The 26,617-nt window shown below is 72.0% G+C and carries 23 protein-coding genes; 10 read left to right on the top strand and 13 right to left on the bottom strand.

The window, feature by feature from the left end; genetic code table 11:
• Window positions 1-3 precede the first annotated feature (3 nt).
• Window positions 4-801 (bottom strand): SDR family oxidoreductase, encoded by a 798-nt coding sequence (locus tag AB0K28_RS17900; RefSeq protein ID WP_364370938.1) that lies wholly within the window; start codon window positions 799-801, stop codon window positions 4-6.
• A 69-nt stretch (window positions 802-870) separates the two neighbouring features.
• Complete coding sequence (locus tag AB0K28_RS17895; RefSeq protein WP_364370936.1) at window positions 871-1,350, bottom strand: hypothetical protein; 480 nt, start codon at window positions 1,348-1,350, stop codon at window positions 871-873.
• Window positions 1,351-1,579: 229 nt separating this feature from the next.
• Here AB0K28_RS17895 and AB0K28_RS17890 point away from each other — a divergent pair, with 229 nt between their 5' ends.
• Both AB0K28_RS17890 and AB0K28_RS17885 read left to right on the top strand, forming a co-directional pair.
• A complete protein-coding gene (locus tag AB0K28_RS17890; protein WP_364370933.1) occupies window positions 1,580-2,602 on the top strand; it encodes an LLM class flavin-dependent oxidoreductase in 1,023 nt (340 codons plus the stop codon).
• A gap of 5 nt (window positions 2,603-2,607) precedes the next feature.
• Entirely contained in the window at window positions 2,608-4,089 is a 1,482-nt protein-coding gene (locus AB0K28_RS17885) for a DHA2 family efflux MFS transporter permease subunit (RefSeq protein WP_364371201.1), read from the top strand.
• Here the strand turns inward: AB0K28_RS17885 and AB0K28_RS17880 are convergent.
• A complete protein-coding gene (locus AB0K28_RS17880; protein ID WP_364370930.1) occupies window positions 4,037-5,056 on the bottom strand; it encodes a methyltransferase in 1,020 nt (339 codons plus the stop codon). The two genes, AB0K28_RS17885 and AB0K28_RS17880, sit on opposite strands and share 53 nt — an antisense overlap.
• A gap of 166 nt (window positions 5,057-5,222) precedes the next feature.
• Between AB0K28_RS17880 and AB0K28_RS17875 the strand changes: the two genes are divergently transcribed.
• Window positions 5,223-6,353 (top strand): cytochrome P450, encoded by a 1,131-nt coding sequence (locus AB0K28_RS17875; protein WP_364370927.1) that lies wholly within the window; start codon window positions 5,223-5,225, stop codon window positions 6,351-6,353.
• Between the two features lie 14 nt (window positions 6,354-6,367).
• Entirely contained in the window at window positions 6,368-8,368 is a 2,001-nt protein-coding gene (locus AB0K28_RS17870; RefSeq protein WP_364370925.1) for a carbamoyltransferase C-terminal domain-containing protein, read from the top strand.
• Window positions 8,369-8,388: 20 nt separating this feature from the next.
• On the opposite strand, the gene AB0K28_RS17865 is transcribed toward AB0K28_RS17870, so the two are convergent.
• The gene (locus tag AB0K28_RS17865) at window positions 8,389-9,678 is read right to left on the bottom strand and encodes a nucleotide disphospho-sugar-binding domain-containing protein (RefSeq protein ID WP_364370923.1); all 1,290 of its coding nucleotides are present in this window, start codon (window positions 9,676-9,678) and stop codon (window positions 8,389-8,391) included.
• Window positions 9,679-9,830: 152 nt separating this feature from the next.
• Here AB0K28_RS17865 and AB0K28_RS17860 point away from each other — a divergent pair, with 152 nt between their 5' ends.
• The 5 genes from AB0K28_RS17860 (at window position 9,831) to AB0K28_RS17840 (ending at window position 15,026) form a co-directional block, all read left to right on the top strand.
• Window positions 9,831-10,514 carry an SDR family NAD(P)-dependent oxidoreductase gene (locus tag AB0K28_RS17860; RefSeq protein WP_364370921.1) on the top strand — a complete coding sequence of 228 codons (684 nt, stop codon included), beginning with the start codon at window positions 9,831-9,833 and terminating at the stop codon, window positions 10,512-10,514.
• 88 nt (window positions 10,515-10,602) lie between these two features.
• Window positions 10,603-10,941, top strand: coding sequence for a TcmI family type II polyketide cyclase (locus AB0K28_RS17855; protein ID WP_364370919.1), 339 nt, complete (start codon window positions 10,603-10,605; stop codon window positions 10,939-10,941).
• Window positions 10,938-11,396: a cupin domain-containing protein gene (locus AB0K28_RS17850; protein ID WP_364370917.1), complete on the top strand. Its 459-nt coding sequence runs from the start codon at window positions 10,938-10,940 to the stop codon at window positions 11,394-11,396. Before AB0K28_RS17855 ends, AB0K28_RS17850 begins: the two co-directional genes overlap by 4 nt.
• Window positions 11,393-12,649 carry a beta-ketoacyl-[acyl-carrier-protein] synthase family protein gene (locus AB0K28_RS17845; protein ID WP_345409348.1) on the top strand — a complete coding sequence of 419 codons (1,257 nt, stop codon included), beginning with the start codon at window positions 11,393-11,395 and terminating at the stop codon, window positions 12,647-12,649. The genes AB0K28_RS17850 and AB0K28_RS17845 overlap by 4 nt, the downstream gene beginning before the upstream one ends.
• Before the next feature lie 472 nt (window positions 12,650-13,121).
• Entirely contained in the window at window positions 13,122-15,026 is a 1,905-nt protein-coding gene (locus AB0K28_RS17840) for a BTAD domain-containing putative transcriptional regulator (RefSeq protein WP_364370915.1), read from the top strand.
• A gap of 15 nt (window positions 15,027-15,041) precedes the next feature.
• Here the strand turns inward: AB0K28_RS17840 and AB0K28_RS17835 are convergent, their stop codons facing one another.
• From AB0K28_RS17835 to AB0K28_RS17800, 8 genes are read right to left on the bottom strand one after another with little or no spacing between them, the layout of a single operon-like run.
• Entirely contained in the window at window positions 15,042-16,460 is a 1,419-nt protein-coding gene (locus AB0K28_RS17835) for a biotin carboxylase N-terminal domain-containing protein (protein WP_345388448.1), read from the bottom strand.
• Window positions 16,457-16,966: an acetyl-CoA carboxylase biotin carboxyl carrier protein gene (gene accB, locus AB0K28_RS17830; protein ID WP_345388450.1), complete on the bottom strand. Its 510-nt coding sequence runs from the start codon at window positions 16,964-16,966 to the stop codon at window positions 16,457-16,459. Before accB ends, AB0K28_RS17835 begins: the two co-directional genes overlap by 4 nt.
• Window positions 16,963-18,618 (bottom strand): acetyl-CoA carboxylase carboxyltransferase subunit alpha/beta, encoded by a 1,656-nt coding sequence (locus tag AB0K28_RS17825; RefSeq protein WP_364370912.1) that lies wholly within the window; start codon window positions 18,616-18,618, stop codon window positions 16,963-16,965. The genes accB and AB0K28_RS17825 overlap by 4 nt, the downstream gene beginning before the upstream one ends.
• A 51-nt stretch (window positions 18,619-18,669) precedes the next feature.
• Entirely contained in the window at window positions 18,670-18,990 is a 321-nt protein-coding gene (locus AB0K28_RS17820; protein ID WP_364370910.1) for an antibiotic biosynthesis monooxygenase, read from the bottom strand.
• Window positions 18,987-19,346 (bottom strand): antibiotic biosynthesis monooxygenase, encoded by a 360-nt coding sequence (locus tag AB0K28_RS17815; protein ID WP_345409349.1) that lies wholly within the window; start codon window positions 19,344-19,346, stop codon window positions 18,987-18,989. The genes AB0K28_RS17820 and AB0K28_RS17815 overlap by 4 nt, the downstream gene beginning before the upstream one ends.
• Complete coding sequence (locus AB0K28_RS17810; RefSeq protein WP_364370908.1) at window positions 19,343-20,098, bottom strand: SDR family oxidoreductase; 756 nt, start codon at window positions 20,096-20,098, stop codon at window positions 19,343-19,345. Before AB0K28_RS17810 ends, AB0K28_RS17815 begins: the two co-directional genes overlap by 4 nt.
• Window positions 20,099-20,114: 16 nt before the next feature.
• Window positions 20,115-21,335, bottom strand: a complete 1,221-nt coding sequence (locus tag AB0K28_RS17805; protein WP_364370906.1) for a ketosynthase chain-length factor — start codon at window positions 21,333-21,335, stop codon at window positions 20,115-20,117.
• Window positions 21,332-22,804 (bottom strand): oligopeptide:H+ symporter, encoded by a 1,473-nt coding sequence (locus AB0K28_RS17800; RefSeq protein ID WP_364370904.1) that lies wholly within the window; start codon window positions 22,802-22,804, stop codon window positions 21,332-21,334. The genes AB0K28_RS17805 and AB0K28_RS17800 overlap by 4 nt, the downstream gene beginning before the upstream one ends.
• A gap of 250 nt (window positions 22,805-23,054) precedes the next feature.
• Between AB0K28_RS17800 and AB0K28_RS17795 the strand changes: the two genes are divergently transcribed.
• Complete coding sequence (locus AB0K28_RS17795) at window positions 23,055-23,612, top strand: hypothetical protein (RefSeq protein WP_364370902.1); 558 nt, start codon at window positions 23,055-23,057, stop codon at window positions 23,610-23,612.
• Between the two features lie 35 nt (window positions 23,613-23,647).
• On the opposite strand, the gene AB0K28_RS17790 is transcribed toward AB0K28_RS17795, so the two are convergent.
• Window positions 23,648-26,149 (bottom strand): caspase family protein, encoded by a 2,502-nt coding sequence (locus AB0K28_RS17790; protein WP_364370900.1) that lies wholly within the window; start codon window positions 26,147-26,149, stop codon window positions 23,648-23,650.
• Between the last annotated feature and the right edge of the window lie 468 nt (window positions 26,150-26,617).

Genomic DNA, 26,617 nt, shown 5'->3' with positions numbered 1-26,617 from the left:
GGCTCAATGGCCCCCGGCCACGTGGATCACCTGACCGCTGACGTTCCCGTTGGCCTCGGACGCCAGGAACAGCACGGTGTTGGCGACGTCCGCGGGTGTCGACACCTTGCCGACGGGACGGTCCTGGTTGAGCATGCGCTTGATCTGTACGTCGTCCAGCTCGGCGAACCTCGCCTGCTTCTCCTCGGGGAAGCGGCGCAGGAAGCCCCTGCTCACCGTGGCCCCCGGGGCGACCACGTTGACGAGGATCCCGTCGGGTGCCAGCTCGGTGGCCAGCGTGCGGCCCAGGCCGTGCAGCGCCATCTTGCTCGACACGAACGCCTCGTCCCCGGGCGCGCCGCGGGCGACGATGTTGGCCGAGATGAGGATGATGCGGCCCCATGCCTGGCGCCGCATGGCCGGCAGCACGGCCTGCACCGTGTGGAAGGAGCCCTCGACGTCCGCCCGGAGCAGCGGCGACCACTCCTCGGGCGGCACGTCCTCGAAGTTCACCGGCGCGGTGCGGGTGCCGTCCTGCGCGGACGCGCTCAGCACGAGCACGTCGAGCCGGCCCCACTCGTCGAGCACGGCGCTCACGCACGAGCGGATGGCGGCCGGGTCGGCGAGGTCGTACTTGACGACCATCGCCCGGCCGCCCCGCTCGCCGATGACGCGGGCCAGCTCTTCGGCGCGTTGCGCGTTGTCGCGGAAGGTCAGCGCGACGTGGGCGCCCTCCGCGGCGAACGCCTCCGCCATGGCGGCGCCGATGGATCCACTGCCACCGGTGACCAGGACGACCTTGCCCGCGAGTCCGAGTTCCATGTTGGCTCCTCTCCGATGTGCAGCGTCGCGGTCGTACGTCGACAGCGGCTCGAATCAGGCTGAAGTGGGTCAGTAGCGGGTGGCGGTGGTCGCGCTCTGGACCACGGCGACCTGGTTGCCCTCGGTGTCGAAGGCGGTGCCGGTGCCGGTCGCCCGCCAGGAGGAGGAGGTGAACGTGCCGGTCTGCTCGATGCGCACCTCGCCGGTCCAGGTGCCGTCGTCGTCGGCGTACATGAAGTGGCGGAAGGAGAACGAGAAGCCGCCTGAGGCCAGCCGCCACGAGCCCAGGCTGAGGTGGCCCGCCCCCGTCGTGGTCGCCACCAGGACGCCGTCGGCGACGAACGCGAACAGGCCGGCCTCCGGCGGCCGGTTCACACTGGGGAAGGTGACCTCCACCGCCCAGGTGCCGAGCAGCGGGAGGAGCCTGCTCTCCTGGGCGCCGGTCTCGGCGGCGGCGGGCGTGGCGCCGGCGAGCAGGCCGAGCCCGACCAGCGGGGCGAGGCTCCCGCCTCGGCTGAGCAGGCTGCGGCGGTTCAGGTCCGTTCTCATGTGAGCTCCTTTCGGACGTGGCACTCCTTTATCCGGCAGGGTGCTCGAACGGCGGTCCAACCGCCCTCGGCCGAGATCGCCCCACCGCACTTCCGCCGTTACCTGCTCGGTCTTCGAGGCGGGCCTGTGACGCTGAGCGCGCAGGCGCGGCCCGCCGTACCGGCGGCCTCACGAAGCGGCCTCATAGAGCGGCCTCATAGAGCGGCCTCACAGAAGGGACGGCCTAGGCATGAAGCTCGGTGTCAATCTCTCCTACGTCGACGCGGTGGAGGTCGCGCGGGAGGCCGAACGGCTCGGGTTCGACCTCGCGGTCGTCCCGGAGGGTTTCCGCGCGGACGGCGCGACCGTTCTGGGGGCCGTGGCCACCGCGACCACCCGCATCGGCCTGGCCTCCGGCGTCTTCCAGGTGCCCGGCCGCACGCCGGCGATGACCGCGTTGACCGCCTCCACGCTCGACGCCCTGTCCGGCGGCCGGTTCCGGCTGGGACTCGGGGTGTCGAACCCGGACATCTCGGAGGGCTGGCACGGCGTGCCGTTCCGGCGGCCGCTCGCCAGGACCCGCGAGTACGTGGACATCGTGCGCCGCGCCCTCACCGGCGAGCCGGTCACCCACGCGGGCGCCCACTACCGGCTCCCGCCCGAGGGCTGCACGGCCGCGCCGCTGCGGCTGTACGGCGAGCCGGCCCGGGTGCCCATCTACCTCGCCGCCGTCGCGCCGGGCGGACTCGAACTGGCCGGCGAGATCGCCGACGGCTGGCTGGGCGCGTTCTCGCCGCCGGGCGAGCTGCCGAAGACCATCGACGCCCTGCGCGCCGGCCGGGCCCGCGCGGGCAAGCAGCTCGCCGGGTTCGAGGTGCTCTGCGGCGTCCCCATGGCGCTGGGCGCCGACGTCGAGACGGCCGCCACGCCGATCAGGGGCTACCTGTCGCACTTCCTCGGCATGGGCGGCCGCAGCCGCAACGTCTACCTCGCGCTCTTCGAGCGGCTGGGGTACGGCCGCGAGAGCGCCGTCGTGCACGAGCGCATGGCCGCGGGCGACCCGCGCGGGGCCGCCGCCGCGGTGCCGGCCGGCCTGGTGGAGCACATCTCGCTGCTCGGCCCGCCCGAGCGGGTCGCCGAGCGGATGCGCGCGTACGCCGAGCACGGCATCACCACCCTGCTCATCTCGCCCTTCGGCGGCACGACCGCCGAACGCGTCGAGATCCTGCGCACCGCGGCGACGGCGCTGGACCGCGCCGGCCTCGCCGCGTGAGCGCCATGGGCACCCGCAGGCTCGCCGCGCTGCGCGGCAACCCCTGGGCGGTCATGACGACCACCTGCCTCGGCTACTTCATCACGATCCTCAACTCCACCTCGGTCAGCATCGCCGTCCCCGAGATCCAGGCGGGGCTCGGCGCGAGCCTCAGCGAGGTGCTGTGGGTGGTCGGCGGTTACGTGCTGGCCCTGGCCGTGCTGACCGTCACCGCCGGCCGGCTGGGCGACGTGGCGGGGCCGCGTACCGTGTTCCTCACGGGCATGGCGGTCTTCACCGTCGCCTCGACCTTGTGCGGGTTCGCCCAGACGCCGTGGCAGCTCATCGGCGCCCGCCTGCTCCAGGGCGTCGGCGCCGCGCTGATCATCCCGCAGACGCTGACGATGATGACGCTGGTCTTCCCGCCGGAACGGCGCGGGCGGGCGAGCGCGGTGTGGGGGGTGACCGCGGGCCTCGCCGGCGTGGCGGGGCCGACGCTCGGCGGCCTGCTGGTCTCCACGGCCGGCTGGCGCTCGATCTTCGCCATGAACCTGCCGGTCGGCGTGCTCATCGTGGTGCTCACCCTGCTCGTCGTCCCGCCCGCCGTGACCGGCCAGGCCGCCAGGCGGCTGAACGCGGCGGGCGCGACCCTGGCCGGCGTGGGGCTCGGCGCGATCACGTTCGGCCTGCTGGAGGGCAGGCACTACGGCTGGGGCACGGTCGCGTCGGTGGCGGACGTGCCGGTCACCGTGCCGATGGTGATCGGGCTCGGCCTCCTGCTCCTCGCGGGGTTCGTCGTCCACCAGCACCGCGCGCGGGAGCCGCTGGTACCGACCCGGCTGTTCGCCGACCGCACGTTCACGCTGATGACGGCGTCCATGGCGATCGTGTCGATGTGCGTGATCACGCTGTCGCTGACCATGACGCTCTTCCTGCAGACGGTGCTCGGCATGCCGGCCGCGCAGGCCGGGCTCACGCTGGCGCCGTGGGCGCTGGGCATGACGTTCGGCTTCCCCGTCACGGCCCGCCTGACCGAGCGGTACGGCGGTGAGCGGGTGCTGCTGGGCGGCCTGCTCGTCTACGCCGCCGCCCTGGCCGCCGTCGCGCTGCTCAGCCGGCCCGGCGTGGCCGGGTACGCGCTGGTGGCGCCGCTCGCGATCGCCGGGCTGTCGCAGTCGGCGGCGTTCGGCCCGATCACCTCGCTCGCCATGCGGGACGTGCGCCCCGACCTGGCGGGGGCCGCCTCCGGGGTGTTCAACACGATCCGCCAGACCGGGACGCTGTTCGGGATCTCCGTGCTGGGCACGGTGCTGCAGGCCAGGCTGGACGCCGGCCTCGCGAGCACCTCCTACGGGACCGCGTTCGGCGCGGCGGTCAGGTTCACGCTGCTGGTGTGCGCCGCGAGCGTGCTGCTCGCGGCGCTCGCCTCCTGCCTGAACGCGCGGTCCCGGCGGGTCAGCCGGGAACCCGCCCCACGGTCAGATGCAAGTCGGTCCCCGTCGGCGTGATGCCGGTGAACTCCAGGCCGGCCCGCTTGAACAGGTCGGCGTAGTCCTGCTCGGTGCGCTCCTTGCCGCCCATGACCAGCAGCATGTGCAGGTCCATCGACGGGACGAACTTGCTCTCCGGCGGGTCCTGCAGCAGCGGGTCGGCGATGACGATGCGCGCCCCCGGCTTGGCCGACGCCGCCACGTTGCGCAGGATGCGCTCGGAGGGCTCGTCGTCGTACATGTGCAGGGTGAGCTTGAAGACGTACAGGTCGGCGCTGAAGGGCACCTCGTGGAAGTAGTCGCCGGTGACCAGCGCGCAGCGCTCCGACAGCGGGCCCGACAGCAGCTCGTCCTCCACCACGGCCAGCGTGGCCTCGGTGTCGAACCAGACGCCCGACACGTGCGGGGCGTGCTCCAGGATCGCGCGCAGCAGCGTCCCCGAGCCCGCGCCCATGTCGGCGACGGTGCCGGCGCCCTCCAGCGGCAGCGCGCCCACCAGCGCCGGATTCATCTGGTCCGACCACGACGTCATGCCGCGGAACATCCGCGCCTGCGCCTCGGGGTGCTCGCCCAGGTAGTCGAAGAAGTCGGCGCCGAAGACGTCGGGGAACAGGCACCGGCCGGCCCTGACCGACTCCGCGAGCCTGCCCCACATCGCCCAGCCCCAGTCGGACGGGGTGAGCAGGGTGTGGATGAGGCCACCAGGATGGTCCCTGCGCATCGCGCGTGACATCTCGGTGTGCGCGTACACGTCCGGGGTCACCTGCTCGAAGATCCCGTACGCGGTGAGCGCCCGCAGGAGGCGGGCCAGCGTCGCCGGATCGGCGGACACCCGCGCGGCGATCTCGGTCACCGGCGTGGGCCCGTCGCCGACCGCGTCGGCGAGTCCGAGCTCAGCCGCCGCCCGCACGATCGCGGCGTCCTGCACCGAGTTGGACAGGCGGCGGACCCTGGCCGCGGGAGACGGTCCTGTCGTGCTGGTCATATCCGTTTCCTCTCACCACCTGGTGGACGATGTGCCGCCTCATGCTCTGCTCGCCCGCTCGAACACCGAGCGAGACCAGGACGAGAGTCCAGCGCCGCTTGCGGGCGCCTTGAGCCGCCGCGCCCATCGTTCTGGGTGACGACCTCACGCAGAGCAGGAGAGCCCGATGACGCTCAAGTTCCCGTTCGACTGGCCGCCCGGGGCACGACCGCCGGAGGAACTCGCCACGCTCCGGGACGAGCCGGTGGTACGGGCGGTCATGCCGAGCGGCGACCCGGTCTATCTGGTCACGCGCTACGAGGACGTGCGGGCGGTGCTGTCGGACCGGCGCCTGAGCCGTAACAGGGAGCGCCCCGGCGCGCCGCGCATGACGGCGGCGGCGAGGACCAAGATGTTCCAGAACCCGAAGATCGACCGGGATCCGCCCGAGCACACCCGCATGCGCCGCCTGATGACGAAGGCGTTCACCCCGGCGCGGATCGAGAAACTGGGCCCCTACGTCGAGGAGGTGGTGGCGGAGCTGCTCGGCCGGTGGCGGAGACCACCGGTGGACCTGGTCTCCGAGTTCGCGCTGCCGCTGACGCTGCGGGTCATCTGCCGCCTGCTCGGCGTCCCCGTGGCCGACCAGGAGCGCTTCCGTACCGGGCTGGGCGAGGCGTGGCAGTACATCGGCGAGCTGATCGAGGTCAAGCGGGCGGACCCGGGTGACGACCTGATCAGCGAGCTGATCTCCGTGCACGACGACCAGGACGGGCGGCTGAGCACGCACGAGCTGCACGTCTGGTGCACGGTGCTGCTGATGGCCGGGCACGAGACGACCGCGGCGCAGATCGGCAGCGGAGCGGTGCTCCTCATGCAGCACCCCGACCAGCTCGCCCTGCTGCGCGACGAGCCCGAGCGCATCCCCGACGCGGTGGAGGAGCTGCTGCGCTTCCAGGTGGCCGGCCACTCGCTGTCGATGCTGCGCTACGTCACCGACGACATCGAGATCGGCGGGTGCCCCGTGCCGGCCGGCTCCGGCGTGGTGCCGGTGCTGGAGTCCGCCAACTTCGACGCGTCCGTGTTCCCCGACCCGCTGCGCCTGGACGTCACCAGGGACGCGCGGGACCAGATCGCCTTCAGCGCGGGACCCCACTACTGCCTGGGCGCGGCGCTGGCCAGGCTCGAGCTGCGGACCGCGTTCGCCCAGCTGATCGGGCGCTTCCCCGGCCTGCGGCTCGCGGTGGACGTGGCCGAGCTCAGGCATCACGACAACCCACTCGAACTCGGCTTCGTCGAGGTTCCCGTCACCTGGTGACCACCGGAGGAGACATGCGAGACGGCTTCTATCTTTCGAGCTACGTGACCATCCCCGGCCTGCACCGGCTGGCGATGGTGTCGTACCGGCACGACAACAACGTGTCGCTGTGGCACAAGGAGGGATCGCTGATCCGGCTCCTCGGCCACTGGGAGTTCGAGCGGATGAGCGGCTTGAAACACCATCGGACGCCGTTCCTCAGCTTGGAGGAGCTGCGTGCGTTCGTGAACGGCCTGATCGGCCCGTTCGGGGTGTCGCTCGACGACATGACCGAGATCTGGGGCACCCCGGGGCTCGCGACCACGAACGACTACCACTTCGTCGAGGAGTATCCGGAGCTGTCCTTCCACAGCATCGCGCACCTCTACAGCGCGATGCTGCTGGACAGCGAGACGTTCTTCGGCGGCGACATCCTGACGCTGGCCGTGGACGGCGGCCCCGACCGCCTGCTCGACGGGCGTTACAAGCGCTACTGGTTCACCGGCGCGGTCAGCCGGCGCGGCGTCGTCGAGACGTTCCCCGTCGCCTCGCCCGGCCTGCTCTACAGCACCGCCAAGGACCGGTTCAAGATGCGCGAGGGCACGCTGATGGCGCTCGCCACCGCGACCACGGCCACCGGGCGGTGCGACCGTCAGCACATCCTCGACTCCTACGACTTCACCGGCCTGGCCGCGCTGGAGGGCGCGCCGCGCGCGTTCGAGGAAATCGTCGCCCAGGTCAAGGAGACGGCGAGCACCGACCCCGACTTCACCGAGGAGGAGAGCTTCGTCAGCGCCGCCATGAAGGAGATCCAGGCGATCTCGGTCATGGTGATGGAGCGCAACATCGAGACCGCGCTGGAGCGCTACGACCTCGACCCGGCGACCACGCACCTCGCGCTGGCCGGCGGCTACGCGCTGAACTGCCCCACCAACAGCCACCTCATGGAGAAGTACGGCTTCCGCGGCTTCCTCGCCCCGCCCTGCGTGGACGACGGCGGGCAGGCGGTCGGCATCGGCCTGGCCGCCTTCCACAAGAAGACCGGCGGCGAGCCGTTCACCTTCCGCTTCCCCGGCGCGTACCTGGGACGGGCGGACGACGACCTCGACGGGGCGCTCGCGGAGTTCGGCGACCACGTCGCGGAGGTCTCCGACCTCGATCTGGACCAGGCCGTACGGGACATCCTGGCCGAGCCCATCGCCTGGTTCCACGGCCGCTCCGAGATCGGGCCGCGGGCGCTGGGCAACCGCAGCCTGATCGGCGACCCGACGTCGCGGGCGGCCAAGGACGCGCTCAACGCGTTCAAGCTGCGCGAGTGGTGGCGGCCCGTCGCGCCGGTGGTGCTGGAGGACCGGCTGGCGGAGTGGTTCGAGGACAGCAGGCCGTCGCCGTACATGCTGGAGACCTTCACGATCAGGGAGGAGCGGCGCGCCCAGATCCCGGCGGTGGCGCACCTCGACTACTCGGCCCGCGTGCAGTCGCTCAACGCCGGGCAGAACCCGGCGCTGCACGCGCTGCTGACCGCCTTCCACGAGCGCACCGGCGTGCCGATGCTCTGCAACACCTCGCTGAACGACAAGGGCGAGCCGATCATCGACACCATCCGCGAGACGATCAACTTCTGCCTGCGCAGGAGGATCAGCGTCGCCTATCTCAACGGGCGCAGGGTGGCGTTCAAGAACTTCGACCGTTACGCCGCGGGCGGGCCCTACCCGCGGATGCGGCAGCCGTTCACCGCCATCCCGGAGAGCCGGGCCGAGGCCGTGCACGCCGAGCTGAACCCGTACGGGCTGCCCGAGCTGTACCTGCACGTGCTCTACCTGGACCTCGCCCTGAGCGGGAAGTTCGACCTGCGCACGGAGGAGGGGGCGGCGGAGGCGTACGAGGCGGTGGACAGCCGGCTGCGCGCCGACCCGTCGCTGCGGCAGGCCGCCGAGCGCAGCATGCGGCGCGCCGAGCACCGGTTCACCACGTTCGGGCCCGACGCGCTGCTCAACCTGGAGCTGGGCGCCGTCCGCCAGATCACCGGGGCGTAGCGATCCGGCGGATCCGGCGTTCAGCTGCGGGCGAGTGAGGGGGTCAGCTCGGTCAGCGCGCCCGCCACCTCGGCGGGCGCCGGCCGGGCGGCCATCTCCTCGCACAGCTCGGCGGCGGCCAGGCCGGGCTCGGGGGCGTCCAGCAGCCTGGTCACCTCGTCCCGCACGGCCTCGGGCGTCAGCCCGGCCGCGCCGAGCACGGACGCCGCGCCGGTCGCCACGGCCCGCCCCGAGTGCCCGGCGTGGTCGGGCAGCTGCGGCACCAGCAGCATGGGCAGCCCTTGGGCGAGCGCGGCGAGTATGCCGCCGGCGCCGCCGTGCCCGACGAAGACGTCGCAGTCGCGCAGCGCGTCGCGCAGCGGCGTGTCCACCACGACGCGCACGTTCTCCGGCAGCGAGCCCTCCGCCTCCCGCCGGCCGGGCGGCTGGTCCCGACGCCCGGCCGGCGGGTCCCACTGCCCCGCCCGCTGGCCCGCCCGCTGCCCCGCCCACTGGCCGGCCCACTCGCCGGCCCGCAGGTCGGGCCGGGCGGCGAGCAGGTCGCGCTGCGCGGCGGAGACCGCGAGCACCACGTCGAAGCCCGCCTCCGCGAGCGCCGCGGCGATCCGGCCGGCGACGAACCTGGACGGGTCCACCTTGGCGATGGTGTGCCCCCAGCTCACGCACACCCGGGGCCGGCCGCGCGTGGCCGGCGAGCGCCAGGGCGCGGCCTCCGGCCCGTTGTAGGCCAGGTGCCGCATCGGCAGCACCCGGTGCTCGCCGGGCAGCTGCATGCCCGTGGGCACCGGGTCCACGCTCACCGCGCCGTACGGGTCCACCGGCCCCGCGCCGAGCCGGTCGGCGAGCGGCGCCAGCGCGTCCGGCAGCACGGCGCGGGCCCGCTGCAGCAGGTCCACGCCGTAGAGCTGGCGCACGGCGGGGACGCCCGTGACCGCCGCGGCGACCGGGCCCGCCAGCGTCACCTGGTCGTACACCACCAGGTCGGCCCGCCAGTCCCTGATCAGCTCGACGAGGCCGGGCGTCATGGTCTCCGCGTGCGCCATCAGCATGCGCAGCACCCTGGGTCCCTTGCCGTCGCGCACCGGCGCGGGATCGCCCGGCAGGGGCAGCAGGAACTCGTGGACCATCCCGGCCGTGTCGACGTCCGTTCCCACGACCGCCGCCGGCAGGTCGGCGCGCAGGATGTCGCGGGTCAGTCCTGGCTCGCTGGCGACGATCACCTCGTGCCCCGCGGCGCGGCAGGCGCGGGCCAGCGGGACCAGCGCGTACAGGTGCGAGGGCCAGGCCCAGGTCGTGAACAGCACCCGCATGGGGCATCTCCTCCTCGGCTGATCGCGGTCGCGCCCGCCGTCAGAGCTGGTCGGAGGGCGCGTGCTCCTGCGCCGACGATGGCACCGCGCCCTGGAGACTCGCTGGAGCGCGGCACCGTCGCGCATCGAGCGGGCGCGGCCATCGTGGCGGCATGAGCGAACCACGCACCGCCCTGATCACCGGGGCCAACCGAGGGCTGGGGCACGCGACCGCCGCCGAGCTGCGTCGCCGGGGCCTGCGCGTCATCGTCACCGCGCGGGACGGCGACGCCGCCGCCGAGGCCGCCGCGCGCATCGGCCCCGACGTCCGCGCCCATCCCCTCGACGTCACCGATCCCGACGCGGCCGGGCGGGCGGCGGCCCGGCTCGGCGCCGTGGACGTGCTCGTGTGCAACGCGGGCGTGCTGCTCGACGCCGGCGACGACCCGCTGGCGGTGCCGCTGGACGTGGTCGAGCGCACGCTCGCGGTCAACCTGCTGGGCGGCTGGCGGGTGGCCCAGGCGTTCGTGCCCGGCATGGTGAAGAGGGGCTGGGGGCGGGTGGTCTTCGTCTCCAGCGGCACCGGGTCGTTCAGCGCGGGGCTGTGGACGGGGGCGCCGGCGTACTCGGTGTCGAAGGCCGCGATCAACGGGCTGACGACGATGCTGGCCACCTGCACCAAGGGCACCGGCGTGCTGGTCAACGCGGTCAACCCGGGACAGACCAGGACCAGGATGATGCCGAGGGCGGAGCGGACCCCCGAGCAGGCCGCCGCCGGCATCGCCGACGCCGCCACCCTGCCCGACGATGGGCCTTCCGGCGTGTTCCTGAGCGGCGGCAGGGAGATCGGGTGGTGAGCCCGATGGAGCTTACTTCGAGCATCTTTCCACTGCGTACGGCCACCATCGAGGCAGCCTTTCCCACTCACCGCAGGAGGCGAGGAACGTGCACAGGACCTTGATCGTCGCCAAGCTCAGGAGCGCCGGCAACATCGGGCCGATCGCCGATGCGTTCGGCGCGTCGGACGAGTCGGAGCTGCCCCACATGGTGGGGGTGAGCAGGCGGACCCTCTTCCACTTCCACGACCTCTACTTCCATCTCGTCGAGGCGGACGAGGACATCTCCCCCAACCTCTACAAGGCGCGCAGCCACCCGCTCTATGAGGACGTCAACGCGCGGCTGGCCAAGCTGGTCGCGCCGTACGACCCCGACTGGAAGGAGCCGAAGGACGCCATGGCGAGCCCGTTCTACGTGTGGACCAGCGACAAGGGGAGGATCCAGTGACTACGGACATGACCGGCGCGAAGATCGCCAAGACGGCCAGGCCCGCCGTGGTGAAGGCCGCGGACGTGGCGCCCAACCGCCGCCGCGGCGGCGACATCAGGGTCACGCTGAGCCCCAAGACGGCCGGCTGCGCCTCCGGGTTCGGCGGCGTGCTCTACCTGGAGGCCGGGGAGTTCGTCGCCGAGCACTACCACCCGTACTCGGAGGAGTTCCTGCACGTCGTCGCGGGCGAGCTGGAGATGAGCCTGGACGGCGCGCCGGTCCCGCTGAACGCCGGCGACTCGCTGCTGGTGCCGATCGACGTACGGCACCGGCTGGTGAACGTCGGGACGGAGCGCGCGCAGGTGGTCTTCCACCTGTCGCCGCTGGCGCCCCGTCCCGAGCTCGGTCACGTGGACACCGAGCAGCTGCCGGCGCCGCAGGAGCCCGGCCCGCAGGTCGGGGGGCCGAGTTGAGCAGAGAGGCGGTGATCACCGGCATCGGGGTGGTCGCGCCGGGCGGCATCGGCCGGGAGGCGTTCTGGAACCTGCTCACCGAAGGGCGTACCGCGACCCGGCGGATCACGCTGTTCGATCCGAGCGGGTTCCGCTCGCAGATCGCGGCCGAGGTGGACTTCGACCCGAGGGCCGCGGGGCTGTCGGCGCAGCAGGTCAGGCGGATGGACCGGGCGGCCCAGTTCGCCACGGTCTGCACCAGGGAGGCGGTCGCCGACAGCGGTCTCGACTTCGGGACCGTCGAGCCGGACCGGGTCGGCGTCGCCGTCGGCAGCGCCGTGGGCTGCACGATGAGCCTGGAGGAGGAGTACACGGTCCTGACCGACGAGGGCCGCCACTGGCTCGCCGACCACACCTACGGCGTGCCGCACCTGTACGGCTACATGGTGCCGAGCACGCTGGCCGTCGAGGTGGCGTGGGAGGCGGGCGCCGAGGGCCCGGCGGCGCTGATCTCGACCGGCTGCACCTCGGGGCTGGACGCGGTCGGCCACGGCGCCGTCCTCATCCAGGAGGGCGCGGCGGACGTCGTGATCGCCGGGGCGACGGACGCGCCGCTGTCGCCCATCACCTCCGCCTGCTTCGACGCGATCAGGGCGACCTCGCCGAGCAACGACGACCCCGAGCACGCCTCGCGCCCCTTCGACGCGACCAGGAACGGTTTCGTGCTCGGTGAGGGCGCCGCCGTGATGGTGCTGGAGGAGGCCGAGTCGGCGCGGCGGCGCGGCGCCCGGATCTACGCGCACCTGGCGGGATTCGCCAGCCGCAGCAACGCCTTCCACATGACCGGCCTGCGGCCCGACGGGCGCGAGATGGCCGAGGCGATCAGGGTGGCGATGGACCAGGCGCGGATCGACCCGGCGGACGTCGACTACATCAACGCGCACGGCTCGGGGACGCGCCAGAACGACCGGCACGAGACGGCGGCGTTCAAGCGCAGCCTCGGGCAGCGCGCGTACGAGATCCCGGCGAGCTCGATCAAGTCGATGGTCGGGCACTCACTCGGTGCGATCGGCTCGCTGGAGGTCGCGGCGTGCGCTCTGGCCCTGGAACGGCAGGTCGTGCCGCCCACGGCCAATCTGCACAACCGCGATCCCGAATGCGACCTGGACTATGTGCCGATTACAGCGCGCGACCACGAAATGGACGTGGTGCTGAGTGTGGGCAGTGGTTTCGGCGGGTTCCAAAGCGCGATGGTCCTGGCCCGTTCCGTATAACGGCACAGCACAATAGCCATGACTCGATTATCTATCCATGTCAAGGTGACAAAGGGGAAGAGTAGTGAAACCAGGGATCACCACTACTCGCCGGTAAGGGCCGCGATTCGGCATACCCGGGATATACCCAGGTCACAGGCTCGCCGCTAATCGCGTACGGCTCGTTGACGGGCATCTGCACAGGAAGGCGGCGCCGGAAAGTAGGGGCCAGGTTCAGGGATTTCCCTGATGCCATTAGTCAGATGTGGCAATATTCTCAGTCAAGTACCACTATCCACCGAAACCCAGTGATCTTCGAGTGAATTTCGAGATCTTGTAACACGCATCTGCTAAATTCCCTTGAGGAAGCAGATCGTCCAGTGTGGCCGACGACAACGGGGTGACGTCTCAACGCTGTCGGCGCACGCTCTCGGGTAAGCAGACGCATGGCGCGCGGCGTGCGGGGTCCTCCCGCACGTACGCCGGCCAATGGATGCAGGGGACGGTGCGTGTGGTGGTGGAAATCAACCTGCTCGGACCAATGGAAGTGCTCAGACATGGCGTCGTCCTGACGCCGTCGGCCCCCAAACTGCGCACGGTGCTCAGTTTGCTGGCCGTCCAGTCGAGCATCGTCGTCAGAACCGACAAGATCATTGAGGAGCTCTGGGAGGACAACCCGCCGGCGAGTGTGACCACCACGTTGCAGACGTACATCTACCAGCTGCGCAAGCTGTTGCGACTGGGCACGCCGCCGGACGGGCGCGGCGCGGGTGACACACCCGCCGACGCCGCACTGCGTACCTCTCCCTACGGTTACGCGCTGTTCCTCGACCCCGACATGCTCGACACCACGCGGTTCGAGCGCCTGTCCGACCAGGGCAGGAGAGAGCTCGAGGCGGGCGACATGAACGCCGCGGCCGAGACGCTCTCCCACGCGCTGCGCCTGTGGCGCGGGCCCGCGCTCGTCGACGTCGGCCACGGCCCCGTGCTGCGGGCCGAGGTGCTGCGGCTCGAGGAGATCAACAGGAACACCCTCGAACGCCGCATCGAGGCGGACCTCTACCTCGGCAGGCACCACGAGCTGCTCGGAGAGCTCACCAGGCTGGCCGCCGAGCAGCCCACCCACGAAGGGTTCCAGGGCAAGCTGATGCTGGCGCTGCACCGCGCGGGCCGGCGCTCCGAGGCGCTGCAGGTCTATCAGCGCACCCGCAACACACTCGCCAGCGAGCTGGGCCTCGACCCGTCCAGCGACCTCGAACAGCTGCACCGAGCCGTCCTGGCGGCCGACGAAAGCCTCGCACTCCCCCAGCCCAGGGCGCCCGTCATGCTGAGCCGTACGAGGCCGCCGCGCCAGCTCCCGCCTGAGCGCACCGCCCTGGTCGGCCGACAGCCGCAGGTCGGCGCCGTGCTGGGGGCACTGTCCGCGCGGCAGCATCACGCGCCACCGGTGGTCGTCATCACCGGTCCACCAGGATCCGGCAAGTCCGCGCTGTGCGCGCAGGTCGGGCACCGGGCCAACGGCCCCTACCCCGACGGCCAGCTCTACGCGCGGCTGGTGGACGCCCAGGGCCGCCCCGCCGACCCCCGCGACGTGCTCGCCGAGTTCCTGCGCGCGCTCGACGTGCCCGAGGACCGCATCCCCGGCACGCTGAGCGAGCGCTCCCGGCTCTTCCGCACCTGGACGGCCGACCGGCACGTGCTGGTGACCCTCGACGACGTGGTCCGCGCCGACCAGCTCCTTCCGCTGGTGCCGGCGAGCCCCGACTGCGGCGTCCTGGTCACCGCGCGCAGGCAGCTGTCGGCGCCGGTGGTGACCGCGGTCGTGGAGGTGGGCCCGCTCAACGTCGAGGAGGGCCTGCGGCTGCTGACCAACGTGCTCGGCAAGCACCGCGTCATGGAGGACGAGGCCGCCGCCCGCGAGCTGGTGCGCCTCTGCGACGGCCTGCCCACGGCGCTGCAGGCGGCCGCCGCGCTGCTGCAGCTCAGACGGCACTGGCCGCTGAGCAAGGTGGTCAAGGGCAGCGGCCTGCCGTCCGAACCCGGCACGCCCAACCACCACGAGCTGTTCCTGTACGCCAGCGTGGAGCTGAGCTACCGGCTGGCCCCGCTGAGCGTCCAGCGGGCCTTCCGCAAGCTCACCAGGCTGGACATCTCGACGTTCACACCGCGCTTCGCCTCGTGCCTGCTCGACATGACCGAGGCGCAGACGGAGTCGCTGCTGGACGAGCTCGTCGAGTTCCAGCTGATGGTCGCCGAACTCGGAACGGACGGGGACCTGCACTACCGTTTCCTACCCAGCGTGCGGGCGGCGGGGCGGTTGCTGCTCGCGGACGCGGGCCCGGTCGACGGCTCGGCCGCTTACCGAGCCGTCGGTGCCGGACATGCGCACGTCTCCTGACCCCGCCTCGGCGGTTCACCCCCGGCTCGCACCCGGGGGTGAACCCGCCGAGCGGGCGGGCGTCCCGTTCATCGAGACGCCCTCGGTCAGCAGCGACGTGGTGTGGCTGCCCGCCCGGAAGGCCGGCTCGGCCAGCACGGCCCGCAGCAGCGCCTTCGTCGTACGGACGCCGCGGCCCTCGATGCGGAACTCCGCGAGGGCCCGCTCCATCCTCGCGATCGCCTGCTCGCGGTCGGGCCCCCAGGCGATCACCTTGGCCAGCAGCGAGTCGTAGTCGGGCGGCACCGCGTACCCCGCGTAGGCGTGCGTGTCCACGCGGAGGAACGGGCCGCCCGGCGGCACGAACTCGCTCAGCGTGCCCGCGCTCGGCGCGAAGTCCCGCTCCGGGTCCTCGGCGTTGATGCGGCACTCCACGGCGACGCCGCGCGGGCGGACGTCCTCCTGCGAGAAGGAGAGCGGCCGGCCGGCGGCGATCCAGAGCTGCTCGCGGACGATGTCGATCCCGGTCACCGCCTCGGTGACCGGGTGCTCGACCTGGATGCGCGAGTTGACCTCGATGAACGCGAACTCCTCGCCGGCCACCAGGAACTCGAACGTCCCCGCGCCGGTGAAGCCCGCCGCCTTCGCCCCGGCGACCGCCGCCTCGGCGAGCCGGGCGGACACCCCGGGCGACACCCCGGGCGCGGGGGTCTCCTCGATGAGCTTCTGGTGCCGCCGCTGCACGGAGCAGTCGCGGTCGCCGAGCGCCACGACCGAGCCGTGCTCGTCGGCCAGCACCTGGACCTCGACGTGCTTGGCCCGCTCCATCAGCCGTTCGAGGTAGACCCGGCCGTCGCCGAACACCGCGCGCGCGGCGGCGCCGGTGGCGCGGTAGGCGGACGCCAGGTCCTCCATCCTGCGCACCACCGCCATGCCGCGCCCGCCGCCGCCGGCCACCGCCTTGATGATCAGTGGGAAGCCGATGCGCCGCCCGGCCTCCACCACGTCGGCGACGGTGCCGACGGGTTCGGGCGTGCCGGGCAGCACCGGCAGGCCGGCGTCCGCCATCATGCTCCTGGCCAGCGCCTTGTCCCCGAGTCTCGCCATGACCTCGGGGCGGGCGCCGACGAAGACGAGGCCGTTGGCCGCGCAGATCTCCGCGAAGTCGGGGTCCTCGGACAGGAACCCGTACCCGGGGTGCACGGCCTGCGCGCCGGTGCGCAGCGCGGCCTCGATGATCGCCGGCGGGTAGAGGTAGCTGCGTTTCGCCGGTCCCGGGCCAATCTGGGTGGCGACGTCGGCGGCGCGTACGGCGGCCGAGTCGCGGTCGACCGACGAGTGCACGACGACGGTCCTGATGCCCATCTCCCGGCACGTCCGTACGATGCGCAGCGCGATCTCGCCGCGGTTGGCCACCAGGACGGTGTCGAACGGGCGGCGCGTGTCCCCGGTCATTCGTCGGCTTCCTGGTCGATCACGATGAGCGGCTGGTCGTACTCGACGCCCTGGGCGTCGTCCACGAGGACGTGCGACACCCGGCCGCCCACGTCCGCCGTCACGGGGTTCATCAGCTTCATCGCCTCCACGATGGCCACCTGCTGGCCCGGCTCGACGAGGTCCCCGACCTCGACGAACGGCTTCGCGCCCGGCTCGGGCCTGCGGTAGAAGGTGCCCACCAGCTCGGCCCGCACCGTGTGCCCCGCCGCGTCGGTGGCGGGGTCCGCCGTGTCCTGGGCCGGCTCCTGGGCCGGCGGGGCGTACGCGCCGGGCGCGGGCTCGGCGAGCGCCGGCCACTCGACCTCGATGCTCGCGTTGCCCAGCCGGACGCACGCCCTGCTCGGCGGCCTGGGCGCCGCCTGGACGGCGTCGGCCAGCCCCCGGCACAGGATCGCCACCGCGTCCCGCGCGCCCAGGCCGGCCAGCGCGCCGTCCCAGGCGCTCGGCTGCTGCCCGTCCGTCATAGAGTCACCTTCTCCCTGTAGGTGCCGAACCAGCGCAGGCGCCGCCGCCTGGCCTCGCGCAGCGCGGCGCCGTCCTGCTCGCGCAGTTCGCGCAGCGCGCACACGACCGCGTCACGCACCAGCTCGCTCGCCTGCCCGGGCGCCACGTGCGCGCCGCCCGCGGGCTCCGGCACGACGCCGTCCACGATGCCGTTGGCGAGCAGCGTCGGCGCGTCCACGCCGAGCGCGTCCGCCGCCGTGGCGGCGGCCTCGCCGCTGCGCCACAGGATCGCCGCGCAGCCCTCCGGGCTGATCACCGAGAACGTGGCGTTCTCGCACACCAGCAGCCGGTCGGCCACCGCGAGCGCCAGGGCGCCGCCGCTGCCGCCCTCCCCGGTGACCACGCTGACCACGGGCACGTCGAGCGAGCCCATCACCCGCAGGCAGTCGGCGATCGCGTGCGCCTGGCCGTGCCGCTCGGCCTCCAGGCCGGGGTGCGCTCCAGGCGTGTCGATGAGTGTGACCACCGGCACCCGCAGTTTCGCGGCCAGCCGCATGAGGCGCACCGCCTTGCGGTAGCCGGCCGGCGACGGCATGCCGAAGTCGCGGCGTACCAGCTCCTGGGTGGTGTGGCCCTTCTGGTGGCCGATCACCATCACCGGCAGGCCGTCCAGGTCGGTCAGGCCGCCCACCACGGCGGGGCAGTCGGCGCCCGCCCGGTCGCCGCGCAGCTCCACGAACTCGCCGCCCCAGGCGGCGACGTGGTCGAGCGTGGTCGGCCGGCCCAGGTCGCGGGCCAGCTTGACCACCTGCGCGGCGGGGCGCTCGGGCAGCAGGTCCGGGTAGCGGATCACCGGGTCCTCGGCGGCCGCGCCCCAGCCGGGCTCGGCCGGCGTGCCCAGGGCGAGCAGCGGCTGCAGCACCTGCGGCAGCTCGGCGCGCGGCACGACGCCGTCGAGCAGGCCGTGCTCCAGCAGGAACTCGGCGGTCTGGAAGCCCTCGGGCAGCCGTTGCCTGATGGTCTGCTCGATCACCCGGGGCCCGGCGAAGCCCATCCTGGCGCCGGGCTCGGCGATGATCACGTCGGAGAGCGTGGCGTACGACGCCGCCACCCCGCCGTAGGTGGGGTCGGTCACCAGCGTGATCGTCAGCAGGCCCGCCTCGTCAAGTGCCGCCATCGCGTTGCTCGTCCGTGCCATCTGCAGCAGGGAGAACGCGCCCTCCTGCATGCGCGCGCCGCCCGACGCGGTGACGATCAGCAGCGGCAGCCGGTGCTTCAGCGCCTCCTCGGCGGCGGCCACGACCGCCTCGCCCTCGGCGGTGCCCATGCTGCCGCCGAGGAAGCGGAAGTCCATGACCGCCACCACGACGCCGCGCCCGCGCGCGGTGCCGCGCACCACCCGCACCGCGCAGTCCATGCCGGTGCGCGAGCGGGCGGTGTCCAGCCGGTCGGCGTACGGCAGCAGGTCCTCGAACCGGAGCGGGTCGTGCACCGACGGCGCGGGCTCCACCGTCGTGCCGGAGCGGGGGTCGAGCAGCCGCCCGAGCCGCTGCTCAGCGGTCAGCGGCGCGTGCCTGCCGCAGTCGGGGCACACCCCGCCCATGCGGTCGAACCGCTTGCGGTAGACGAGCATCCCGCAGCCCGCGCAGGACAGCCAGTCGGTCAGATCCATCGTGGTATGCGAAGTCCCATTCGGAACGAGTTTCACGAGCCGGTCTCCTGGCTAGTAGGACGCTGTTACTAGGTAGACGGCGAACGGCCGGCGCATCCTGCCGTCACGGAAGGGGCGTAGCGGCGCCGTCTGCCGCTTGTGCTCCGGCCCCTGCTCCCATTTCTCGAAGTCCTCCATGCTGCGCCACGTGCTCACCACCACGAAGTCGCCCTCGTCGGTGACCGAGCGCAGCAGCTCGTTGCCGAGCAGGCCGGGCACCCCGGCCAGCCGGTTGCTCGCCTCGTGGTAGGCCGCCTCGATGCCGGCCGGGTCGTCCGTGGCGTGGTAGAGCAGCACCCGGACGCCGTGCCCGTCGGGCGCCTGAGCCGTCATCGCGCCGCCTCCTCCCACGCGTCGTGCGTGGCCGTCTCCTCCGAGGTGGAGCCGGGCAGGTGCGCGACGATGTGCGCCGTGCTCATGGACCCGCCCGAGCGGTACGGGTGCAGCTTCTTGCGGTGCTCCAGGTGCCGCTCGCTCAGCTCGAACTCGCGGAAGCGCGGCTCGTCCACCCAGTCGCTCATGATGTGGTAGACGCCCTTCTCCTCGCCGTCGCGGGCGAGCCACTGGCCGAGGTTGGCCGGGTGCGTGGTGACCGAGTCGCCGACCTCCATCCACACCCGCTCGAACTCGCGCTCCATCCCGGGCTTGATCTGCAGGCGCAGCATGACGCGGAACCGGGCCTGGCTCATGAGATCCCCCCGTCCACGGACACGACGGAGCCGGTGACGAACCGCGACAGGTCTCCTGCCAGCCACATCACCGCGCCCGCCACCTCGTCGGGGGTGCCGAGCCGGCCCAGGCAGGTCTTGCCGGAGTAGCGCTCGATCATCTGGTTGCGCTGCTCCTCAGGCATCGCGTCGAACGCCTCGGTGTAGATCATGCCGAGCGCCACCACGTTGAACCGGATGCCCTGCGGGCCGAACTCCCTGGCCAGGGTGCGGAACAAGCCGTGCAGCGCGGCCTTGGTCGCGGTGTAGTGGGCGCGCAGCGGGATGCCGACCTCGATCGACTTCGAGCTGACGCCGATGACCGACGAGCCCGCGCCCAGCAGCGGCAGCGCGTTCTGGATCGTCAGGTGCACGGCGGTGAGGTTGGTGTCCACGATGCGCTGCCACTCGGCGAGGTCGAGCTTGGCGTAGGGGACGTGGCTGATCGCGGCGGCGTTGTTGACCACCAGGTCGAGCCGGCCGTCGAACCGCTCGCCGCACTGCTCCAGCAGGCCGGCGATCTGCCCGGGGTCGGTGAGGTCGGCGCGCAGCACGCCGTGACGGCCGCCGATCTGCTTGAGCTCGTGCTCCAGCGAGACGACGTTCTCACCCTCCTGCCGGTAGTTGGTGACGACGTCCACGCCCGCCTTGGCGAGCGCGAGCACGATGCCGCGGCCCACGCCGCGGGTGCCGCCGGTGACGAGTGCCCGCTTACCGCTCAGGCCGAGATCCATGGTGTTCCCTTCCCTTTCACTTCGTGAGCACGAGCGCGGCGGTGAATCCGCCGTGCCCGCGGGCCAGGACGAGCGCGGTCCGCAGCGCGCCGTCGCGCGGCCGGCCGAGGACCAGGTCGATGTCGCAGCCCGGCGCGAGCCGGGAGGTGCCGGCGGTGGCGGGGACGACGCCGTCGCGCAGCGCGAGCAGCGCCGTCGCCACGTCGAGTGCGGCGCCGCCGCCGTAGAGCCGGCCGGTCAGGGTCTTGGGCGCGGTGACCGGGACGCCGCGCGGGCCGAACACCTCGGTGATGGCCCGCGCCTCGGCCAGGTCGTCGTCCGGCGTGCCGCAGGCGTCGGCGAACACGACGTCGATGGCGGACGGCGACGTGCCGGCGTCGGCGAGCGCGCGTTCGATCGTGCGGCGCAGGGCCGGCGGCCGGTCCGAGCCCGGGGCGGGGTCGAAGCCCGCCGCGTAGCCGGCGACCGCGCCGTAGACGGTCGCGCCGCGCCGCGCCGCGCTCTCGGCGCTCTCCACGATGAGCATCGCGCCGCCCTCCCCCGGCAGGTAGCCGGAGGCGTCCTCGTCGAACGGCAGGTACGCCCGCTCGGGGTCGTCGACGGTGGACATCCTGCCGTTGGACAGCTGCGCGACCAGCCCGTACGGGCACAGCGAGGCGTCGGTGCCGCCGGTCACCACGATGCGCGAGCCCCGCCGGATCAGCCTGCGCGCCTGCCCGACCGCGTCCAGGCCGCCGGCCTGCTCGCAGCAGATCACCCCGCAGGGGCCGCGCATGCCGTGCCTGATCGACACCTGGCCGGTGGTGGCGGCGTAGAACCAGGCGATCGACTGGTACGCGCCCACCCAGGACGGCCCGTTCTGGTAGAGCCGCTCCATCTCGTGCTGGCCGAACTCGGTGCCGCCCGACGAGCTCGCGGTCACCACCGCCATCTCGTACTCGGGCAGCTCGGCGGGCACCACGCGGGCGTCGGCCAGCGCCGACTCGGCCGCCGCCAGGCCCATGTGCGTCCAGTGGTCGGTCTGCGGGATGAGCCGGTTGGGCAGGCGTTCCGCGGCGACGAACCCGGGCACCTGCCCGGCCAGCCGCACCGGATAGCCGCCGGCGTCGAAGCGGGTGATCCTGCCGATGCCCGACTTGCCGGCCAGCGTGGCCTGCCAGTGCGTCTCGGTGTCCATGCCGGTGGGGGCGATGACGCCGATGCCCGTCACCACCGGCCGGTCGTTGCGTTCGCTCATCGGCTGCCCTCCGTGACGGCGTCGCTCTCCGGGCGCTCCGCCGGTGTCTCCAGGCCCGCCGCGAGCCCGTTGGCGAGGGCCCGCCGGCCGAGCGCGAACGCGAGCCCGACGACGCTCGCCACGCCTCCGAGGCCGAGGTAGTAGATCGGCTCGGGGACGACTTCCGCGAGCCTGACCACGCCGCTGCCCAGCCCGCCGCCGAGCCCGGCGAACAGCCACATCAGGCCGAGCGTGCGTCCCATGTAGCCGGCCGGCAGCACGTCGGCGGCGGCCGAGATGATCACCGCGGCGACGATGACCTCGCCGCACGCGTGGGTGAGGTAGACGACGACCAGCCACAGCGGTGACACCTTCTCGCCGGACGCGGCGAACACCGTGGTCAGCGACATGATGAGGAAGCCGCCGCCGACGAGGACGAGCCCGATGGCCAGCTTGACCGGCACGTGGGTGCGGCCCGACAGCGCCGGCAGCGTCACCGCGATCAGCGGCGCGAGCATGAGGATGAACAGCGGCGTCGCCGCCTGCAGCCAGCTCGCCGGGATCTCCATGCCGAACACCACGCGGTCCACGTGGTCGCGGGCGAAGAGGTTCAGCAGCGACGCGGCGTGCGCGACGATCATCCAGAACAGCGTGGAGCCCAGGAACACGGCGAGGAACGCGCGCAGCCTGCGCCGGTCGTCCGCGCCGAGCCCGCGGTTGCGGTAGACCACGGTGTAGCCGACGATCGGCACGATCACGCTGAACACGCCGACCAGCCCGATCGCCAGCGACACGCTCAGCATCCCGGCCAGCCCCAGGCCGAGCACCAGGGCGAGGACCACCCCGCCGGCCAGCCCGGTACGCCGCGCGGCGGCCGCCCGCTCGCCGGCCGTCAAAGGCCGCACCGGCCGCTGCCCGACGTCGCCGAACTGGGCGGCGCTCACCCGGAGCTGCACCCCGGTGATCAGCATGACCAGCGCCGCGACCAGGAACGCCAGGCTCCAGCTGACCCGCTCGCCCAGATAGCCGACCAGCAGCGGCGCCGCCAAAGCCGAGACCTGGGTGGCGACGTACATCAGCGAGATGCCGGCCTCGCGGCCCCGGCTCCCGGCGAACATCATGTTGATCATGGCCTGGTGGTTCGGCTTGTAGACCGCGCCGCCGATCGCCACCAGCGGCAGGCCCACCGCCGCCGCCCAGCCTGCGGGCACCGCCAGGCACACGTATCCGGCCATGCCCGTCAGGCAGCCCGCGACCAGCGCGCGCCGGTTGCCCAGCACCCGGTCGCCGAGCCAGCCGCCGGCGATGGACAGCATGAACATGAAGCCGATCCAGGCGCCGAACAACGTCGCCGCGTCGGTGACCGGCAGGCCGAGCCCGCCGCTCGCGGCGGGGGCCGAGGCGTACAGCACCAGGATGGCCTGCAGGCCGTAGAAGCCGAAGCGTTCGAGCGCGTCGCTGGTGAACAGGGTGAAGTACCAGCGAGGCATCGCGCGCAGGGTGATGGCTCTGTCGGCGGTGCTCATCGCGGCCCGCCGCCCCGGGGGAGGCCGCCCGCCCGCTCGCCGGCGCGCACCAGAACTGTCAGTCCGTACATGCAGGCCCTTCTTTCGGCTTGACCCAGCAACACCCCTCTTGGGTACGGCAGCCGACTCGAATCTCCCTTGCGGCGCGGGCAGCGGGCGCCGGCCCATCGGCGTTCGCCGCAACTTATGGGCGCGGACCGGCATCCAACCCGGCATGAAAACGATCAGAATCCTCGCCGCCCTCACCGCGGCCCCCATCGCCGCCGCGACCTTGATCGCGCTGCCCGCGCACGCCGCTCCCACCTGCCCCGCCCCGTCGAAGGCGGAGCTGAAGGGACGCACCGACAGGCCGGCCAAGGGCACCCGAGCGCTCAAGGGGGTCCGCGTCGCCCACCTCCCGAAGGGCTTCACCTACGGGGAGCTGGAGGCGTCGAAGCACGACGGCGTCACCGAGTACGCCTACCGCTGGTCGGACGACCGCGACGACACCGACCGCGCTCACCGATCCCTGTGGGTGCGGGTGGTCTGCTGGCCGAAGGCGCGCGACCTGAAGGACCTGCGGAAGCTCCCCGTGGCCCTCGGCACGTTCACGAGCGCCGGCAAGCCCGCGCGGCTGGGCGGCAGAAAGGTCCTCGGCAAGACCGGCGACGGGGCACTGGGCCACGGCCGGTACGTCGGCTGGGTGCCACGCAGCGGCGTCGTCGTCACCGTGATGGCCGGCCAGCCCCTGATCCGCGACCTCCCCGCCATCGTCAAAGGCATCAGGGTCTGACGCGCGGCTCAGGGGCCATCCGCAGCGCAACCACCTCAACGAGCGTCGCGCACCCCGGCTGCCGTACTCGCGTGCCATCTCGCGATCACGGAAGGCATGCCGGCAACAGCGGAGATGGCCGCACACACCCCCGCTGACACCAGCAGCACCACAATGAAGCCCATGAACGGTGACGCGATGATGAGGTTCGTCAACAGACCGAAGACCGCGACGACCTGAGCCACCGCCACCGTCTCCGGCTGTTCACCGACGACCTCCACGGCGAGCGCCAGGAGCACGAACAGGACGCAGGAGTACGCGGTCACGACTCCGTCGACCTCTTCACTCGTGGTCGGGAACTTGGCGAGAGCGACGAACAGGAGGAGCGCGGTCACCACACTGAACAGGATCGGCAGCCGAGACCGACCCGCCCTCGGCCGTTTGGCTGCCCTGAGCAGCAACGCGGCGGCTGCGACGAGCAACAGCGACACCACCGCTCCCCCGTTGCCGGCACGGAGCACGCCGAACGGATGCGAAACGAGAAGGATGACCATCACGATGGAGATGATCGCGGCGACGGAGTTGCCCACTCTCGCTGCCGCATCCGGCTGTGATCGAACGGCCTCCAGGAACACGACCGGCAGGATGAGCGCCACCCCCACCATGATCACCATGATCTCGAGGTCGTCGCCCACGGTCGCCAGTCCACCGAGTCCGGCGAGCAGGCCCAGTTCCACGGCGCCCAGACCTGCGGCCGCGCCCAGAGCCGCATTCCTGAGGCGCCCCTCCCGCAGAAGGCCTACAGCCGTCGCCGCGACAGCGAGTGCCAGGGCCCATATGACGATGCCGTGAGGGAGAGGGAGACCGACCAGGTAATCGTGGGTCCCGCGTAACGCCAACGTGAGACGGGGCCAAGAGGAGAGGCTGGGTAGGAGGACGCTGCCGACGAGCAGGAAGAATGCGGCCATGAGAGCAGGACCGCGAAGGACGGGCGACCCATACGACGCCGCCTCCGGCACCGTTGCCATCGTCGAGGAGCCTGTCGCCGACGTGCTGCTCGTCGGCTCGACCGACGCGTCTGTCCTGTCTTCCGGCTCCGGTGGCTCGACGAGTCGTGTTGACAGCGGCGCTTCTGGGGCCGGCTGTCGTGCGCCAACGTGCTTCGGCACGGCGGAGGGGATCGGGGAGGGTACGTCCGCCGACGCTTCCCCGGCGGCGCTCAGAGCCTTGGTCGCCGCTTGTGAGACCATCCGGCTGTCGTCGTCGACCAGTTGCTCCAGTGCCAGTCGTGCCGCAAGCGCCAGTCCCGCGTGCCGTCCGCGCAGCAGGCGTTCGAGTTCTTCGACCGCTCCCGACCTGACCTTCGCCAAGGGGTGCTCGAGAGTCCCCAGCAGATCGTCCGGCAGCGGCGTGGGCTCGGCGACCGGCCGGCCCCGGCGGGCGATGATGAGGTCACCCTGAACGTCGAACGTCCACTTGCCAGGAGTCTGTTTGGGGGTGGCGGCCCGGACCCGGTCGTACACGTAGTCGTACAGCTCGTGCACTCCTACATAGCCGTCCTGGTCACGGTCGGCCAGACCGGTCTCCAGCCCATCGACCAGCGCACGGGTGAACACGGAGGGCGAAGCCGCCGCCTCATCGGCCAGTTCCAGCCCGTCGAACGCGTACTCCAGCGCGTTCGACGCGGTGATCACGACACGACCCCGCCCGCCGAATTGGTCTTCGACATGGAGAGTCGCGCCTGCCCGCGGAAGTGCCCCGCGAGCGAAGGCGCCCGCGTAACAACAGTCGAGCAGAAGCACCACGCGCCGGCATCGGCTGCGGGACATCTGCCGGTTGACGAACTCGGCCGCGACCGCAGTCGCGCCGAGCCGATGCAATTTCGTCGTGGTGGTGGCGAAGTACAGATCGCCGCTGTCGTTTTTGACGCCATGCCCGGAGAAATGCAACAGGAGCAGATCGTCAGGATGCCGGTCGGCGAAAAATTCCTCCACGGCTTCGTTGACCACGGATGTCGATTCATTCAACAGCGTACGGACATCGAAGCCACCGATGGATTCGTCGCCCAGAACCCGCGCCAGGGCTTCGGCGTCCTGCGCGGGTGCGCGAAGCCGGCGCAGTCCCGGATCCCGGTACTCATCGCCGGCCACGATCAACGCAAGCCGTCGCCCGGAGGCTGGAGAGGCATCGGTCTGCCTACGGCGCAGCCAAGCGTCGATCAGCTCTCGCTGCTGGTCGGACCTGACGCCGGTCACCTCCAGCACGTCCCCATCGAGTTCGAGCTTGACGGAGCGGTGCTGGTTGCGCCCCAGCCAGGCGGTGATCGCGCCGACGATGGAGCCCAGCACCTCCGTACCGGTCAGCGCGATCACCAGCCCGCCGAGCGTCAGTGCCAGGTCGGCCCTGGCACCTGCGGGGGCCGGATCCGTACCGTCCGCGCTGACCACCACGTCGAGATGAAGGAGTTCGTCGCGGAGCCACGAAGTGGCCTCGTGCAAACCTTGGGGGTCGGCGGAGTCATCGACGACCGTCACACTCAGCCGAGTCTTTTCACTCACTCAGGCCACCCCCTCGGGGCACCTCGATGATAGCGGCCACCGCATTCTAGACATTGCTCAACGTGCTGTCATGAGAAGTGGCCCATCGCGGCCACGTGCAATTTTTCGGCGGCCCCATCACATATGAAGCTGAATGCGAATTATTTTTCCGGAACAAGCGCTTACCGCGTTTCGACTTGCCGCCGGGTGTCAGCAGTGGCCGGCCTCGGATCCACGACCGGCGACGCGTGAGCGGCCACCGCCCTCGCCCTGCCACTGCATTTCGTGCTGCCCTGGGCTACGATAACGTGCTAACGACCATGGCACGAAATAAGGAGCAGCGGCGTGGAGTCGTACGACGGCCCGGCCTGCCGCCAGTGCGGGAAGTCACTTCCCGCCAGGTCAGGGCGGGGGAGAAAGCGTGAGTACTGCGATGCGACCTGTCGGAGTGCGGCGCGGAGGGCTCGCGAGCAGGCGGAGCACGTAAAA

It is taken from the genome of Nonomuraea sp. NPDC049504, from assembly GCF_040676845.1.
Lineage (GTDB): Bacteria > Actinomycetota > Actinomycetes > Streptosporangiales > Streptosporangiaceae > Nonomuraea > Nonomuraea salmonea.
The sequence above is the reverse complement of the archived record's forward strand: the minus strand, read 5'-3'. Positions and strand labels throughout refer to the sequence as shown.